The sequence below is a fragment of the Cellvibrio japonicus Ueda107 genome (genome assembly GCF_000019225.1).
Lineage (GTDB): Bacteria > Pseudomonadota > Gammaproteobacteria > Pseudomonadales > Cellvibrionaceae > Cellvibrio > Cellvibrio japonicus.
On the sequence record NC_010995.1, the window covers coordinates 3,891,419 to 3,907,288 of the forward strand.

Here is a 15,870-nt window from a genome sequence, read left to right on the forward strand (position 1 = left end):
TTCCTTTTAATGAAGGGAAGAGGGAGACAGAAGGCCATCCCAGTATTGGACGCCATTGCGCAGGGTGACCAGCAGAAAAAGATCGCCAGATGGAGGCTGTGCCAGCAAAAACTCATCGCCCTGTGCCGACAGGGTGTGGCGCTCGACATGACCATTAACCACAAACGCCTCTACCGCTTGCGCCTGGGGATACCGGTAGCGGATCACCTGATCCCGGGTCAGTTGCGGTAGCTGTGCCTGTAGCGATAAATCCTGTTTCTGGCTGCGCAGGCTGATGAGTTCACCCAACTCATCAATCGCATCTTCCAGTGACGCAGCGGTTAACGGCAAAGAGTCTGCCGCTGATTGCTGCCGGGCAGGCGTATCCCTGTCCTTGATGAAATGCGCCAGGTGTAAATCGGCAACCTTGGCCCAGGTAAATTCCTGTGCATGCCGCCTGGCGCGCTGCGATAGCAATTGATACTCGGCAGGTGTTTCAACATAGAGCCTGATAGCCTGCTCAATTTTTACCGCCAGGTCATGGATAAGCTGGGCGTCCTCCTCAACAAAAGAGCGTACAACCGAGAAGCCGGTTACTTTACTCTCGTCGCCGGTTAAATCCGTGCAATGATTCCAATGCATCATTCCCAACTGGGAAGAGGCAATCGGTACACACCCCGCCAGCATGGATTCACCCTGGGCAATTAAAAAAGTATCCATCTCAAACTTGGAGGGGAATAAGGAAAAATCGGCAGCCGCGGCCATCGCCATCAACTGTTCCTCTGCCTGGTACTGCCACATAAGCGCGACCTTGTTCGGATAGCGCGCTTGCAGTTCATGGAATCGTTGATCGGCAATGCCGTTACCGGATACACAGCGCAAGATAAAATTGGCCTCGGCACCCGATGCAAGCACCTTGGCAATTGCCTGCACCAATTCCACTTGCCCCTTATGGTTGGGTGCATAACGGGCATTGTGATAAAACGTAGGGAGTTCCGGTGTTAATCCCAAATCGCGCAGCACCTGATTTTTTTGGGCATTCCATGGTGAAAAATCCTGTTTCAGCCAGGATTCGGATAGGGCACATCCGCCGACAAACAAGTGTGCCTGTCGCTGGTCAACCAGGGATTTAATCCGCAATTGGTTGTACAGGGCTCGAAATGCCGTACCTTTAAATGCCTGGTAAAACGCCAGGTGCCCTTCTGATAAGAAATCCACCTTGTCGCTATACGCCAGGGTCAGGGCATACAAATTAATGTAGTCATCGGGATAGGGGTAATTCAGGTGCGTCCGCGGCATATAATCCAGCAGGCATTGATTGAAGCTGTCTTCGCTCAAGTGATCATCAAACTGGTTAAGGTCGATGGCCACACCCAACTGATCAAGCAAGGCCGCCACCTTGGGTTTGTAGACTTTTTTATTGACAGGCATATTGCTTTGTACGGTACTCACGACCCTGTAGCCATCGCGTGACAGGGAGCATGGCAATAAATACTGATAATAGGGCTCGTGTGCATGCACCACTATATCGGGGTTATTAAAGAAATCGCGAATGAAAAAAATGGCTTCCATCTGGAAAATAAGCGACTTATAAAACCCCAAATCCTTTCCCTTACTTGAATAAGGCGGATAAAAAGTATCCGGATACCTATCCAGGTATTCATTGGATAACAGGTAAATATCAACACCGTCCTTACGAATCCTGTAGGCCTTGGTTACCAACGCCAGGGACACTCTGGATTGATCCCCCCAAATGGCAGGGTCCAATACCAGGTCCATTTTCCATTGACGACAGTAATCCAGTTCTTCCAAGTCATAGTGTTCGCGCAGGTATTCCTGTTTACCGTGCATGGCTGTTAATAAAGAAACCTGGTGCCCCTTTTCAACAAAAGCCTTACTCAGGTTCCACATATAGACGGAGATACCGCCTTTAATGAGGTTGTAATCGTAGCCGCCGGACTCCAGATACACTTCCAGAATATGCATGGTTAAACCTCTATGGGGATAGATTGTTTGCGTGCTGTTACGGGCGCAGGCGAGTTTTTAGCGAGCGCAGGAAAATCAATGAATTTCCTCAGGTAGAAATAATCACAATACTTAAACAGGTTGCGCTCATAGGCATAGTTGTATTCCATCTCCTTTAGCAGGCGACAGAAATAAAACAATTGCATCACCTCACCCTGCTTGCTACTGCTGTGCGATGCCTGACTGTTATAACCCTGCATTAATCCATCAAATACCACATCGCTCCAATAACAGAGCAGATGGAAGTGCGCAGGGTAAAGCTCCCGGGCTTTGGCTGGATAACGCCATATAAAGTGGGCGGCATCCAACTGGGAAACACCCATGGCAAGGGCCAGGTCGTCGACAATTTCATCGTAGGAAAAATAATCCAGTCCGCGGTGCAGGTTTTTTAAGTCCTGCAGGCAACTCTGGGTTACAAATTCCCGCTCATGTTCATCCAGGCTGCGCGGCGCAGGGTCGATCAACAGGCAACGGGACACCTGGGCCGGGTCGATAAAGAGATGGGACAGGTGCAAATCACCATGGGAAATACTGGCGGGAATACCCGCATTGTCCTGTACAAACGCATCACCCAGGTAACGCTCATAGCCTTCCTGTAGCAAGTGGCACAAGTAGTCGCTATCACTTGAACTCAAAGACCGGTCTTGCTTTAACAAGTCATAGACACGTAACCAGCGATTGCGGTTGCATTGGACATAGCTGCCCACATCGAACGCTTGCTCACCCTGCTGCACATAATGGGCATTCACCTGCTGGTGAAAGAAAGCGGTATTAGCACCAATAGAAAAAGAGAGCAGATATAAGTCTTCAACCTGGGTCAAGGCGGATAAATCCAATACCTCGCCCGCCGCAATACGTGAAAATAACGCCTTGATACTGCGGCTATACAATTGATAGGCGGGAACCCCTTGCATAAATTTGTTGGCAATGGCCAGGGTCGTCGATGACACCTGTCCATTCACACAGGTTTGATACTCTAATGTACCGGCAATAGCGTAATCATTGCTTTTTTTCGCTAAGGCCTTGAGTACACTGACTTCATTTTCATTATTGTGGGTCAGGGTGCGATAGAACTTTACCGCCCAGGCACTATCCGGGGTGCTCAATTTAAAGAGCGTATTGGTGGTCATGTTTTTTTCGAGCGGTACGACCTGGAAGGGCGCCGTTAATGTGCAAGCTGCATTGAATGCTATGAATGCACCTTTGGCTGTTGGCAAGCGCTTATCCGGACACGCCAACAGGCAATGGACTAACTCACTGCTATACGTAGCATCTTCATAGAGATGCAATTGCGGATGCTGCCGGATGACAAAGGAATAGCGCCGCTCGCTGGCAAGATGCTGCATGAGTATCCACAGACAGTGCCACGCCTGATCCTGGCTAACCAGTGCCCAGTCCAGGCATTGAAACTCCTCACAGCTGGCCTCTTTATCAGCAAACCAACGCAATGGGCGCAGTGAATCCAATAGCGCAGGAGTGACAGAGACAGGTGTGGCAGATGCGAGTGTCATGCGGCAATCCTCGCCTGGCGCAACTCACCCAGGACCTGATCAAAAATCCGGAGTGCTTCCTGTATCTCTGCATCATCAATCGTCAGCGGAGGCCCTATACGCACAATGTTACCGCCCACACACACCCGCGCCCCCAGCGCCAGGGCGCGGGTATAAAACGCCTTGGCCATGTCACTGTCCGGTGTCTTGGCAATCGGGTCGGATACAAATTCCAGTGCCCAGAGCAACCCCAGGCCGCGCGCATCGCCGATCACCGCATGGTCCCGCGCTAATTGCTTAAGCCCATCGCCAAGCAACCGGCCTTTGCGCGTTACGTCATCAATGACATGTTCTGTTTTTAATATGTCCAGGGTCGCGGCAGCAGCCGTGCAGCTCAATGGGTTACCGCCATAGGTTGACGAGGATGCGCCCGGTGCTGCAAACGCCCCCTCCGCCATCAAGGCCTCTTTTCCTGCTAACACCGAGAACGGAAAACCGGAGCTTAAGCCCTTGGCAGCCGTCACCAGGTCAGGCTTAAGGCCATAATATTCACACGCCAGAAAATAGCCTGAACGGCCACCCGCCGTTACGATTTCATCGGCGACCAGCATAACCCCGCTTTGACGACATTCGCGCTGGATAATGTCCCAATATTCCTTGGGTGGTACTATGACACCGGCGGCGCCTTGAACAGGTTCAAAAAATAAGGCAGAGATATTGTCTTTACTGGCGATATGCTTAGCGACCAGCATGGCACACTGCATATCACAGGACGGATAGGTGCGACCCAAGGGACAGCGATAACAATTTGCAGAATATCCCAATACGGAATTGCCGGAAAAAGCACTAAAGCCCACATCCCAATGCACCAGTGAGCGAGCGCCCTGGGTTTTGCCATGGAAGCCATAACGCAGGGCTGCCATGCGTTGGCGCTTTGGTGATGCGGCGGCTAATACAGCGCGAATTGCTGCCTCCACCGCCTCTGCACCGGTTGAAAAAAATGCAAAGCGCTGCAGCTCATCCGGAAAGCATTCACTTAAATGCAGACACAGTTGCGCACGCGCCGGATGGCTGGAGTCGTGGACATTCCACAACTGATCCACCTGCTGCTTGAGACGTTCAACCAATTGCGGATGACCATGGCCGATATTTTGCGTAAAAATCCCCGCGGCAAAATCCAGGTAAGCTTTACCCTCGGCATCATATAAATAGCAGCCCTCACCACGCACAAACGCCATATCTGCCAGGCGTGCTTCCTCCGAGATTCCCGGAGCCAGATAGTCGGCTTCTATTGTCTTGACCTGAATCGAATTCATAAACCCACCCGCTCGCTGTGTTGGAACACAACCAAATGAATATCCCTGGAGGAATTGTTAATTAATGCATGCTCGCCATAGGGCGGATTCACCAGTACATCCCAGGGAGCCACCTGGATGTGCTCACCCTGGAATATCATTTCTCCCTGCCCTGCCATAATGATGTACCACTCGGTATTGTTACCGTGGCGATGCCGCCCAATTGTTGCGCCCGGAGGAACAACAACAAAATCAATATGGTCGACCTGTTCAATCTGCTGCTTGCGATCAAAGGCCCGATAGACCTGGATACGCCCGATGCCTTCATGGCAACCTTCCTCAGGTGTCATTAGGTCCTTTAACATATTGCTGATCATGGCGTTTGCCCGTGCTCCTTGTTGATGCCCAGATGATCCGGTGAACGGAGGATTGTCTCGGCAAAGCTGTCAATCAATGATGACTCTCGATAGATGACCGATAGATCAGCCGCTGCTGAAAATGAAGAAGGTGATAGGAGGGCGGAAGACACGCTGGGTGAATAAGCTACCTGGATAACCAGAGACATCGGTTTTCCATCCTGTTCTGTACGCAGGACGCGCGCAACCGGCAGTATTAACGGCGCCGCTCCAGAGTGCGCCACTTGCAACTTCCATGAAGGCTCATCCATCACAAATACACCGGGGGCCAATAACCTCCAGTGTCCTGCGGATGAATTCACCAATAGGGATTGTTGTGATGATACAGGCACCAAAGACCAATACGCTTGCTTCTGCGATTCGCCGGTGTGAATGGATTTACTGGCGATGAGTGATGCGCGAGTTGATCCATCCATAGCCTGCAATATTTTTTCGGTTAACAGCGTTACCCTGGCTTTTTCTACCAGGGGTGTACGCATTAATTCAACCATTGCCCCTACAACCAACACCAATAAGATAATTAATATCCAGGCGCTATGGTTGGTTTCCTCCAGGTAATCGCGCTCAAGGTAGGCAAGGAAATTAGTGACCATGGCCAGTCTCGCCTCCGTTCACAGCAGCACCGGTTATCCTTCCTTCGATGCTTTTTCCTGATGCACTTCTTTCTGATACTGAGCCTTTTTGCAGATCAATACACACATCCGCCAACAATTTTAACGCCGGTGAATGGGTGCACAGGACGACAATTTTTTGCTTTGCTTCCTCGCGCAATACCGCCAGGATCTGACGCTCAGTCACCACGTCCAGGTTTGCCGTCGGCTCATCCAGCAGCAGCACTGATGCATTACTATAAAATGCACGCGCCAGGCCCAGGCGACGCAACTGGCCACCAGACCAGTTTCTGGCCCCGGAATCCTCAAGCGAGAAACCGGTATTGGCAAAATGGCAACTCGCCTTATCCAGGGCCTGTTGTATAGACTCCAGGTTAACGGTTTCAGCAAAGAGACCGAGGTTATCGACCAGGCTGGCCTCTGCCCAATAAATTTGCTGGGGACAATAATGTAAGGACGGATAAGCCTTTTCCAGAAAAGCGGGAATAGCAATGCCATTCCACAAGGCCTTGCCGTGCGAGGGAGATTCCAATCCGGCAATCAGTCGCAGCAGGCTGGACTTTCCTGTACCACTGGGGCCATCAATCAGATAAATCTTGCCCGGCTCAAGCCGGATATTGATTCCCGTAAACAGCGCCTGTTGTCCCCGGTGCAGGCTGACACCAGATAATTCAATCCGTTGCAGATCCTGTACCGGCAGGGTCGCCAGGCGATAATCGGTGGCGGTATTCTTATCGGCGCAGGCCTCGCCCAATAATGCCTGCAACTGCGCCTTGCAATCGGCATAGGCTTTGGTAATGGCATTGAGCCGATAGATAGGGTCATACACAAAACCAACCAGCAAAATGCACAACAACACCAGCGCCATCGTTAGCTGCTCATCAAGCACAGCGACGATACCCACCAATAGCAGCAGGACAAACAGCAGGTTTTTCAGGAAGCTCTGGATAAGCTCCTGCCGATTCACCACCAATTCACGCTGATAGTAGGCGGCGTACAGCGGCTCGGTATCCTTACCCAGCAGGCTTTCCACATAGCGGTTCAAGCCAAAGACATTGATAATTTTTTTACTGGACAGCAGGTTGCCAATGCGCGCATTCATCTGGTTTTTTGTGTCTACATAGCGCGCAGACAGCGCTTTAGCCTGCCCCAGATGCGCGATCAAATTGAGGTAATGCGCCCCCAAAAATACCAATGACAGCGCTAAAAACGGTATCGAAGCATAAGCCAGGATCAATAACACCAGCGTCGAGACAAACAATGAATAGAGTAAAAAATAAAACAGCTCTGAAAAATTAAACTGGAAATTGGTAATAAAGGTAGAGAACCGTGCAACCACATCATCACCAGCATTGCCGGGTGCCGATGCCCTGGCATGCAGGGTTTTGCCCATCACACGCCACAGCACCCACTTTTCAAACAGGAAACGACTTTTCATAAAAAAGTAGTCCTGCGCAAAATTAGCCAGCATGCGCACCGCCACCATCGCCAATAAAAGACCGATCATGAGCGAGAAATGCACAACATAGCCCTGGGGCAAAATAAAATCGGTGACTACAGAAAAAGCCAAGGGCACAACAATAGCAAATGAACTGACAGCGATAACCAGCAACACCAGGAATAACATATGCAACTTGCGTTGCCTGAAAAATATCACCAGGGGAGTCATGGCTGTCGACCTCCCTGCCTATCCTGTACGCTGCCATCACCAGCCAGGGTCCATACACGATGGGCAATATCAGCAAACCCTTCGCTATGGCTAATCACCAAAACGATGGCATCGGTTAACGCCAGCAGCAAATCCTTGATAAGGTCTTCATTGACGCCATCCAGGGCGGATGTCGGCTCATCAAAAATAAAGACATCTGCCTCATATACATAGGCACGCAAAAAACACAGGCGCTGTATCTCACCACCGGATAACTGGTGGACGGGTTTATGTCCCCAGGCGCCCAGTCCCAAACGATGGCATGCACGGGCAAACCGCTCCGGGTGGATGGGACGCTTTACCAGCTGGAGATTTTCCTGTGCCGTCAGGCTGGATATCAGCAGGTTATGCTGTTCTTGCAGGGCGATGCGCTGCCAGTATGTCGATAACTGCTCTGGCGCGAGTGGTGAGCCATTGACAAGCAGCGCCCCCTGGTCGGGAACCTGGAACCCCAACAACAGGTTAACCAGGCTGGTTTTTCCACTGCCACTTTTTCCGCTCAGCAGATACAGCTGTCCCCGGGACAATTCGATCCTTACCTCCTCAAACAGGGGATGATCATGACCCGGTAACAGCAAACGCTGGCAGTGCAGCACTATGTTCTTTAAAGGGTTACCCAGTGTTGTATTGGTGACCGGGCCAGTCGGATGGCGATTCCCCACCTGCTGGAGGGATTCCAGGTGCTCCAGATAATGGGCTTGCTGGTAATAGGCTTTTAAGGACTGTAAATAGTTATAGATTTTATACAGGGAGTCTAATCGCGGAACTGTCATGGAAACCAGGATGTAAATTGCTATCAGCTCTGCAACACCTATTAGCCCATAAAAATAGAGCGTACCACCAATACCCAATAAGCCAATGGACGTTAAAATGTTGAGTGTTACCTTTAAGTTGAAGGCAAAATTCCAGGTAATCCACTTACGTCCTTCCACCACAAAATATTCCTGCAACGCAGTTTGTATCCGCCTGAACAGATGGCGATTATCCTGATAGGCGAGCAAGTCACCCAGCCGTAAAATAGACAGCAGATAATGATTGAATTGATTGAGCGCATGAGGCTCTTCATCTATGGCAGGCTGGGCTTTTTCAGCCAACCAGATAGGACTGAAGAATGTCATTGCCAACGCGACAAAAACCACCAGGATAAACCAGGGGTTATGCGCGAATAAATAAGCCAGCGTGATAGCGACAACCAATACAGCACGCAGTGCATTCTGTAACACATAGAGTTGGTGGCGCTGGAACACCTCCACCGAATCGGCCAGGAAACTTTTGACAGAATGTAAGGCAGCCTGATTGGCGGTCGTAGGCCGGGCGCTCAGTGCAATACCAAAGAGCTTGCCAATATTGCGCTGCCACAAGCGGGCATTGATGGAAGCCGCACAGCGATTAACGGCGTAATCACTGAGCGATCCTAATAACAACAGTACCAACACCAATGCACTGACCCGTGCAATAACACTGAGCGATTCAGTACCATCCCAGTGTTGGGTTTCCATAACACCGAAGGCATAGCCAGTATAGAGGGACAAGACGAAGGGACCTGCCAGTACCGCCGATAACAAGCTTGCTATACATAATTGCCAGCCTCCCGGAGAAACGCGTACCTCTTGCCATATCAAGAGGGCAACCTGTGCAATCGTCATCACCGGTTTTTCATTTTCCTGGCCAACAGCTGAAGTGCTGGCAGAGATAGATTCTGGTGTCTGCGCAGCAGTATCCCTCCCTGTTAGCGAAGCAGCAATCCCTCTGTTAGTGGAGGAATTCATAAACCGGGAGCGCTTGTGAATGTATTGGCTTTTAGCTGCACAGCGTAATGCTGTTCCAATATTTCCGGAGCAAGATTTTCAGGGTAAAGGTGTTCGGAATTAATACACATGGCAGCCACAGTAGCGCCATACTGCATAGATTCCTGCAAGGTTTTTCCGCGACCATAGGCGTACAGAAAACCACTGAAATAGGCATCGCCAGCACCATTGCTATCAACCAGGGGATAACCGGTCGCTATGCCGCACTCATACCAATTACCCTGTGAATCCAGTGCAGTTGATCCCGCTTTACCATGGGTGCACACCACAAATTCCTTTCCAGCGGCAACCTGCTCGCGCATAAATGTCTTATAGTCAGGAAGATTATCACTGGCGACAAAAATAACATCTGCCGCATCAATAAACGCCTGGTGATAGGGATTTTTTCCATCGTAGTCGTGCAGGTCAATCCAGACGGCTTTTCCGGCAGCGCGGGCAATCGCCAGGGACGGGCGCGTGTAGTTGAGGATGGAGATTGCCGCGATATCAATTGTGTCGATTGCCGCTTCCAGGAACTGCCAATCCAATGCGGGTGATTCACAGGGCGGGATGGTGTACAGCGAGATACGTTCGCCAGTGGGAGCCATTAAATTGGTATGTTGTTCTGTGGGCTCATCCAGGTAATCCACTACCAGTTTGATATTGGGATGATCACAGGTTTTGATGATCTGTTGCGCTTCGGCGTCGCGCCCCAGGATACTGTGCATCAACACCGGAAACCCCAGGCGCGCAAGGTTTAACGCCTTGCCGGCCCCCGTACCGCCGACAGCTTTATAGGCTTTTTTGGCCCATATTGTCTTTGGCTCACCGGTGAGCGGTGCGGGTAAATGAATGATGGTATCAATCGAGGTTCCCCCCACAATCAATACGGTTTTATTTGAGCGGGTGTTTGCATTCATTCAGGTTTCTTCCGTAATCAAAATACCATTTTTGGCTTTACCATTGGTGCACAATAACTGTTCATCCACGCACAGCAATTAATCACTTGCATTTTTTCAGGAAAATACGGGGGCGGATTTTTACAAATTCGAAAGCAAGGATAAGGCAACGTCAGACACAGTGGATTTCGGCATGGCAATGCTACTTGCATTTTTTTACGCACAACAAGCAAGTGCATACGTATTCAGATGCGTGGGTTAGCACATAAATCAGATTGCAAAAAATTACATACGTATTCATTTCCCGGCGAATTGCTTTTTAAAAATGAATAACTCACCTTCCGCGGTTTTTTGACCAATTTCACAATGGTGATCCCATGAAAAAAATAGGCATGTGTGCTTTGCTGGCATTGCACAGCCAACTGCTGTGCGCGGCGCAGATAGTTGAAAAAAACGATAACAAAAATGAATGCGACGACAGACAGGCAGTATGCGCTCCAGCAGAAAAAATGATTCACGTGCCATCACCAGAATGGCAGGACCAAATTATTTACTCATTGATGATTGATCATTTTTACGATGGCGACAAAAATCGAAACGACCAGGGCTTTGGACTTTATCGCCCCCAGGAAGAAGGTTTTTATAGTGGAGGAGACATTCCCGGCATTACCCAAAAAATTGATTATTTAAAAAGCCTGGGGGTCACAACCTTGCTGATCTCGCCGCCGGTTGCCAACCAGTGGTGGAATGGTTGGCTCAAGTCAACCGGTTATCACGGTTATTGGCCGGTAAACTTTCGCGAAGTCGATGCCCATTACGGCAGCCTGGAGGATTACAAAACCCTGGCTGGCAAGCTGCATGAAAACCAGATGTATTTAATTCAGGATGCCGTGCTTAACCATGTGGCCCCCTATTACGAATATATTGGCAAATACGATCCTGAAGATCGCCGCAAAAATTATCGACTCGACCAGGAGTCAATTCCCAAGGTTCCCACCCAGTTTCCGTTTAATAAAATCGATTTATTAAATCCGGAACACGAAAAGGCAGCGGTTTACCACTGGACACCGCAGATTACCGACTACACCGATCCCGAACAGTCATTTCGCTACCAGGTGGCCTTTGTCAACGATTTGAACACCAGCAACCCATTGGTGCGCAAAACCCTGACCGAATCCCATACCTATTGGATCAAGGAGGTGGGGGTTGATGGATTCCGCTTTGACGCGGTTAAACATGTCGAACCGGACTTTTGGTATGAGTTTATGAATGGTGACGATGGTTTGCTGGCGGCAGCCCGGAGCACCGGACGCAATAACCTGTTGACCTTTGGCGAGTCCTACAATTTTTCTGATCCCTATCGCAACGATGGCGAAAAAATTGCGCTGCTCAACCTGGGCACCGAGGAAAAGCCAACCATTAAAACTGTGTTTGGTTACCCGCTCTACAATGAGTTGCGCCGTGTGCTAAATGATGGCGGTGCAACAGCCTACCTGGGCTATCGGATTAACGCGCAGATGACGCTGTTTCCCGATCCCTTTATCGTGCCCAACTTTATTAATAACCACGATGTCGAACGCTTCCAGAAAAGCAGCAACCCACAGAGTTATGAGCAAGCCTGGGCGGTGTTGTTAACCATTCCGGGTATTCCGGTTATTTACCAGGGCGATGAGCAAAATTTTATGCCGATTCGCCAGGCCATGTTTAAGGGCGGTATCCGATCTGATCGGGATCATTTTGACCAGGACAGTCACTTTTTCAATCACCTGCAGAAACTGATTGACATCAGGCGGCAGCACAAGGTGTTTACCCGCGGCAGTTTTTCCCTGCTGCAGGACAACACCGCAGGCCCCGGAATATTGGCTTATTCGCGCCACTACCAACATGATACAGCCCTGGTGGTGATTAATACGTCCGATGTGTTTAGCTCCCTGGTAAACCTTCCTGCGGGCAGCTTTCCGCCCAATCGTCGATTAAAACCGCTCTTTGCAGATAAAGGCTCCACCGGCGTTAAGCCGTTGGTAACAGGCCCCAACGGGGAGTTGGTATTTAATGTGCAAGCGCGCAGTACGCTGGTGTTTATCCTGGATGACAAAGAACAGCGTCCAGCCTCAAAAAGTCGCCATTGGATTACGCTCGACCAGCAACTGAAGAACAACGAAATCGGCAAGGCAACAGATTTGAGCGGCCGCTTATCCAAGGCGAATACCGATATGCTGCTGGTGATTAATGGCAACCTGGATCGGGCGCTGCCCCTGCGCAGTGACAACAAAGGCTACTGGTCCGTATCCCTGCCCGCCCTGGGCATTAACAATAAAGCGCAGGAGTTTTCACTGTATGTGCCCACACTGGGCCTGGCCTCGCCCACACAACAATTAACCGTGTCCGCCCAGAGTGGCGTGAATCACTATCGCGTGGAAGATCCACTGGGCGATGATTACGGTTTGCACAAGAACTACACCAAACCGCGCTATCACACCTTCCGCCAGCAAATGGATATCAAGGCCGTACAGGTCAAACATCGCGGCCCGGCATTGGAATTGACCATCGAAATGCCCGAAATAACCCACATGTATGCCTACCCCAACGGGTTTGACCATGTCGGTTTCCATATTTATTTTGATGTAAGTGCGCAGGGCGACCGCCACTTGCCCATGCTGAATGCCGAAACACCGGCGGGCATGCGCTGGGATATCGCACACCATATGTTCTGTGCCGGCAATTACATTTACCTCAACACCGGCAGCGATCGCAACAATCCAGGTAAGCGCATTAACCTGTCACCGGTCATTGATATAGACCGCAAACAAAAAACCTTTACCTTCACCTATGATTTTTCTGCGCTGGGTGTAGACAATTGGCACGGCAAGAAAATTTATATCACGACCTGGGATCGCAACCAGGATGGCCTGCGTCCACTAAAACCGGTGGCGAGCCAAAGTGATTTTGGTGGCGGCAACGATAGCAGCGCCAAAATTTTGGATGATATTCTGGTGAGTATTCCCTAGCTGGTTTCTCAGCCGGGAATTAGCGCAGTACCGGCAACCTGCCCACGCAGGTTGCCGGTCTGAAAATGGATTACAGGACTTTCTCGATTGCGCTGGTCAGCTCGGCGGCATCCGGTTTCACACGGCTGCCAAAATGCTGGATCAGCTTGCCGTTTTTATCCAGCAGGTATTTATTGAAATTCCACTTGGGTTCCGTCGACTCTTTGGCCAGGGTTTTAAACAAATCATTCGCCTGGTCGCCAGTGACATGGGTGGGCGCCAACATGGTAAAGGTGACACCGTAATTCAGGTAGCAAATTTCGGCCGCTTTTTCTTCGTCCTTATCTTCCTGCTTAAAGTCGTCACTGGCAAAACCCACCACGACCAACCCCTTGTCTTTGTACTTCTGGTAGACCGCTTCCATTTCCTTGAACTGGGAAGTAAAGCCGCAATGGCTGGCGGTATTTACCACTAATACCGGCTTGTTTTCCGTCAGTTCACAGAGATCGACCGACGCCTGGGAATGCAGTTTGCGGTACTCACCCTGCAGGTAGTCCGGGCAGGCAGCCTGGGCGCCTGTAGCCGCCAGCAGGGCGCCGAATAAGAGTCCGGAATAACAGTGTGCAGCCTTGATCAACACGATAAACCTCCTGACGATAGAAAGGGGAAAGACTGCTGATCATACGCCTGCCGGCAGGAAATGGATGCGAAGAATGGTTAAGGAATAGCGAATCGGCAGGATTTTCTGCCGATCCGTTTAATACCAGAAGGAGAAGTAGAAGCGGATAACGTCAGCTTCAAGGCTGTAGAGCGGTTCAGTACCGGCGGCATATTCGCTGGGATTTACACGCGCATCGCGGAAATCATCGTAATCAATACTGAAGTGATCCCAATAGAGGTTGACGGTGGATTTTTCAAACCAGGGGACAAAACCTTTGGGTAGTTTATAAGTAGCCCCTAAACCTATCACAGACGATGAAAACGGGCTCAGCTCCTTATCGCGCGCCAGATAATTCTGGGCATCACGGAACGGAAAAAGATCATTGTAAAAATCCGCGCCGGTTTTCTGGTCGTAGATACGCACCTTGCCTTCCAATATCCAGTTATCGCGCCAGGCATGGGTATAACGCAACTCGTAGTTTTGTGCCTCAATACCCCAGCTGTCCTCAAAGGTGCGGTACTCACCGCGTATCGACGCGCGCCAGGGCAAATGGTAGATAGCCCGAATACCAAAGGCATCACTATTGCGCGTATGCGGGTAGCGCTCAGCTTGATACGAATACCCTCCCGATACCGCATCCAGGAAACGCACCGAACGATAGGGGTTGTTTAAACAACTTTGTTCATCAGTCAGGTTGAGGCACTGGTCTGTCGCCGCGTCGTAGCTGAAGGAGGCGAGCAGATTTTTAGTCACAATCTGCGAGGCATTGATGCTGTATTTGCGCCGCTGCAAATCGCGCTTATAGGTGGGGTCGGTATTTTGGCCAACCACATCCTGGCCAAAACTCACGCCAAAACCCAGGGTGGTCAGGTCACCAAAAAAGCTCTGGTCGATGCCAAAACTGTAGGTTTTTGCGTCGTAATCATTTTCCTTGCTGGCGGTATAGCCGAGGTTGATGGTGGACCGGTCCACCAGGTACTGCGCACTTAAACCGTGCTCCTTACGCTCTTCGCTGTAGGGGCTTGCGGTGGCCTCCACGTCAATCGACGCACTGCTGACCATATCTACATAGTAATTGGCCGCCAGCGACACCGAAGCGCCCACATTTTTGCGCACCAGGATTGAGGGGCCGTCGATTTGCGCACCGCCGCCATCGTAACCGTGGTAGAGGATATCGATACGCTCATCGGGCAACACGGCGGCCCGGGCAGACACGGACAAGACCAGCAGCAGTAGGAGCAGGCGATTAATTACAGCCACAGCCACCTCCCGATGCGCCATCGCCACCGCGCGCTGCTTCACGTGCATCGTAGACGTGGTGCAGATAGCTGGACGCTACCGGATCGCGATCAAAGCTCATGATTTCATCGGCGATATTCTGCCGTTCATAAGGTTTGACCCAGGGTTTAATCGGACTGCAGGCGGCGATAGCAAAGAGCGACGCCAGCAACAGGAGGCGCTGTGTTTTCATTCTTTGATCAGCTCGCGGATCTGGTCGCGGTATTTGTTTTCGTCACCGGGTTTGTAGCCGCGGTTGACGTAGCGGATCTGGCCTTTTTTATCGATCAATACCGTGGTGGGCATGGCATCGACTTTGTAGAGGCTGCTGGCTTTGCTCTCAGGGTCGTACAGCACCGGCAAATCCACGCCCAGCTCTTTAATCAGTTTTTTCGCGTCGGTGTTGTCCTCTTCCACATTCACGCCGTAGAGCACAAAACCAGCCGCGCTGTAGCGCTTGTACATGGCATCCAGCAGCGGCATTTCCTGGCGGCAGGGGCCGCACCAGGAGGCCCAGAAGTTGAGCATCACCACCTTGCCGCGCTGTTCGGCCAGGCGAACATTTTCACCGGTGCTCGATTGCAGGGTGAAGTCCGGGGCAGGCTGTGCATTAGCCGCGCCAACCATCAGGCTGGCAACCAATGCCAGGCCGAGCGAGAGAATGGTTTTGCGTATCAACATAGACATAACTCCATGGTCATAGGGCATGTGCCCGTTGAAAAACAGTCATAGGG

The 15,870-nt window shown here is 50.8% G+C and carries 13 protein-coding genes; 1 reads left to right on the forward strand and 12 read right to left on the reverse strand.

The window, feature by feature from the left end:
* Window positions 1-6: 6 nt before the first annotated feature.
* The 8 genes from CJA_RS15690 to CJA_RS15725 are packed head-to-tail and all read right to left on the reverse strand — an operon-like array spanning window position 7 to window position 10,231.
* Window positions 7-1,965 carry a glycogen/starch synthase gene (locus CJA_RS15690; protein WP_041551639.1) on the reverse strand — a complete coding sequence of 653 codons (1,959 nt, stop codon included), beginning with the start codon at window positions 1,963-1,965 and terminating at the stop codon, window positions 7-9.
* A gap of 2 nt (window positions 1,966-1,967) precedes the next feature.
* Entirely contained in the window at window positions 1,968-3,515 is a 1,548-nt protein-coding gene (locus tag CJA_RS15695) for a hypothetical protein (RefSeq protein WP_012488832.1), read from the reverse strand.
* Window positions 3,512-4,810 (reverse strand): aspartate aminotransferase family protein, encoded by a 1,299-nt coding sequence (locus tag CJA_RS15700; RefSeq protein WP_012488833.1) that lies wholly within the window; start codon window positions 4,808-4,810, stop codon window positions 3,512-3,514. The genes CJA_RS15695 and CJA_RS15700 overlap by 4 nt, the downstream gene beginning before the upstream one ends.
* Window positions 4,807-5,139: a cupin domain-containing protein gene (locus CJA_RS15705; protein ID WP_012488834.1), complete on the reverse strand. Its 333-nt coding sequence runs from the start codon at window positions 5,137-5,139 to the stop codon at window positions 4,807-4,809. The genes CJA_RS15700 and CJA_RS15705 overlap by 4 nt, the downstream gene beginning before the upstream one ends.
* 23 nt (window positions 5,140-5,162) lie before the next feature.
* Complete coding sequence (locus tag CJA_RS15710; RefSeq protein ID WP_041551642.1) at window positions 5,163-5,798, reverse strand: hypothetical protein; 636 nt, start codon at window positions 5,796-5,798, stop codon at window positions 5,163-5,165.
* Entirely contained in the window at window positions 5,788-7,485 is a 1,698-nt protein-coding gene (locus CJA_RS15715; protein ID WP_012488836.1) for an ATP-binding cassette domain-containing protein, read from the reverse strand. The genes CJA_RS15710 and CJA_RS15715 overlap by 11 nt, the downstream gene beginning before the upstream one ends.
* Entirely contained in the window at window positions 7,482-9,293 is a 1,812-nt protein-coding gene (locus CJA_RS15720) for an ATP-binding cassette domain-containing protein (RefSeq protein ID WP_012488837.1), read from the reverse strand. The genes CJA_RS15715 and CJA_RS15720 overlap by 4 nt, the downstream gene beginning before the upstream one ends.
* The gene (locus CJA_RS15725) at window positions 9,290-10,231 is read right to left on the reverse strand and encodes a carbohydrate kinase family protein (RefSeq protein ID WP_012488838.1); all 942 of its coding nucleotides are present in this window, start codon (window positions 10,229-10,231) and stop codon (window positions 9,290-9,292) included. Before CJA_RS15725 ends, CJA_RS15720 begins: the two co-directional genes overlap by 4 nt.
* A gap of 356 nt (window positions 10,232-10,587) precedes the next feature.
* On the opposite strand from CJA_RS15725, the gene CJA_RS15730 reads away from it, so the two are divergent.
* On the forward strand, window positions 10,588-13,218 hold the full coding sequence (locus tag CJA_RS15730; protein WP_012488839.1) for an alpha-amylase family glycosyl hydrolase: 2,631 nt from the start codon (window positions 10,588-10,590) through the stop codon (window positions 13,216-13,218).
* 70 nt (window positions 13,219-13,288) lie between these two features.
* Here CJA_RS15730 and CJA_RS15735 read toward each other — a convergent pair whose 3' ends face one another.
* The 4 genes from CJA_RS15735 to CJA_RS15750 all read right to left on the reverse strand — a co-directional run bounded on the left by CJA_RS15735 (window position 13,289) and on the right by CJA_RS15750 (window position 15,817).
* Complete coding sequence (locus tag CJA_RS15735; protein WP_012488840.1) at window positions 13,289-13,837, reverse strand: glutathione peroxidase; 549 nt, start codon at window positions 13,835-13,837, stop codon at window positions 13,289-13,291.
* 117 nt (window positions 13,838-13,954) lie between these two features.
* Entirely contained in the window at window positions 13,955-15,118 is a 1,164-nt protein-coding gene (locus tag CJA_RS15740; protein ID WP_012488841.1) for a DUF3570 domain-containing protein, read from the reverse strand.
* Window positions 15,105-15,329: a DUF4266 domain-containing protein gene (locus CJA_RS15745; RefSeq protein WP_012488842.1), complete on the reverse strand. Its 225-nt coding sequence runs from the start codon at window positions 15,327-15,329 to the stop codon at window positions 15,105-15,107. Before CJA_RS15745 ends, CJA_RS15740 begins: the two co-directional genes overlap by 14 nt.
* Entirely contained in the window at window positions 15,326-15,817 is a 492-nt protein-coding gene (locus CJA_RS15750) for a TlpA family protein disulfide reductase (protein ID WP_012488843.1), read from the reverse strand. Before CJA_RS15750 ends, CJA_RS15745 begins: the two co-directional genes overlap by 4 nt.
* Between the last annotated feature and the right edge of the window lie 53 nt (window positions 15,818-15,870).

Coding starts and splice junctions, on each gene's coding strand:
- CJA_RS15690 (WP_041551639.1), bottom strand. CDS start 1,965: ATGCATATTCTGGAAGTGTATCTGGAGTCCGGCGGCTACGATTACAAC.
- CJA_RS15695 (WP_012488832.1), bottom strand. CDS start 3,515: ATGACACTCGCATCTGCCACACCTGTCTCTGTCACTCCTGCGCTATTG.
- CJA_RS15700 (WP_012488833.1), bottom strand. CDS start 4,810: ATGAATTCGATTCAGGTCAAGACAATAGAAGCCGACTATCTGGCTCCG.
- CJA_RS15705 (WP_012488834.1), bottom strand. CDS start 5,139: ATGACACCTGAGGAAGGTTGCCATGAAGGCATCGGGCGTATCCAGGTC.
- CJA_RS15710 (WP_041551642.1), bottom strand. CDS start 5,798: ATGGTCACTAATTTCCTTGCCTACCTTGAGCGCGATTACCTGGAGGAA.
- CJA_RS15715 (WP_012488836.1), bottom strand. CDS start 7,485: ATGACTCCCCTGGTGATATTTTTCAGGCAACGCAAGTTGCATATGTTA.
- CJA_RS15720 (WP_012488837.1), bottom strand. CDS start 9,293: ATGAATTCCTCCACTAACAGAGGGATTGCTGCTTCGCTAACAGGGAGG.
- CJA_RS15725 (WP_012488838.1), bottom strand. CDS start 10,231: ATGAATGCAAACACCCGCTCAAATAAAACCGTATTGATTGTGGGGGGA.
- CJA_RS15730 (WP_012488839.1), top strand. CDS start 10,588: ATGAAAAAAATAGGCATGTGTGCTTTGCTGGCATTGCACAGCCAACTG.
- CJA_RS15745 (WP_012488842.1), bottom strand. CDS start 15,329: ATGAAAACACAGCGCCTCCTGTTGCTGGCGTCGCTCTTTGCTATCGCC.
- CJA_RS15750 (WP_012488843.1), bottom strand. CDS start 15,817: ATGTTGATACGCAAAACCATTCTCTCGCTCGGCCTGGCATTGGTTGCC.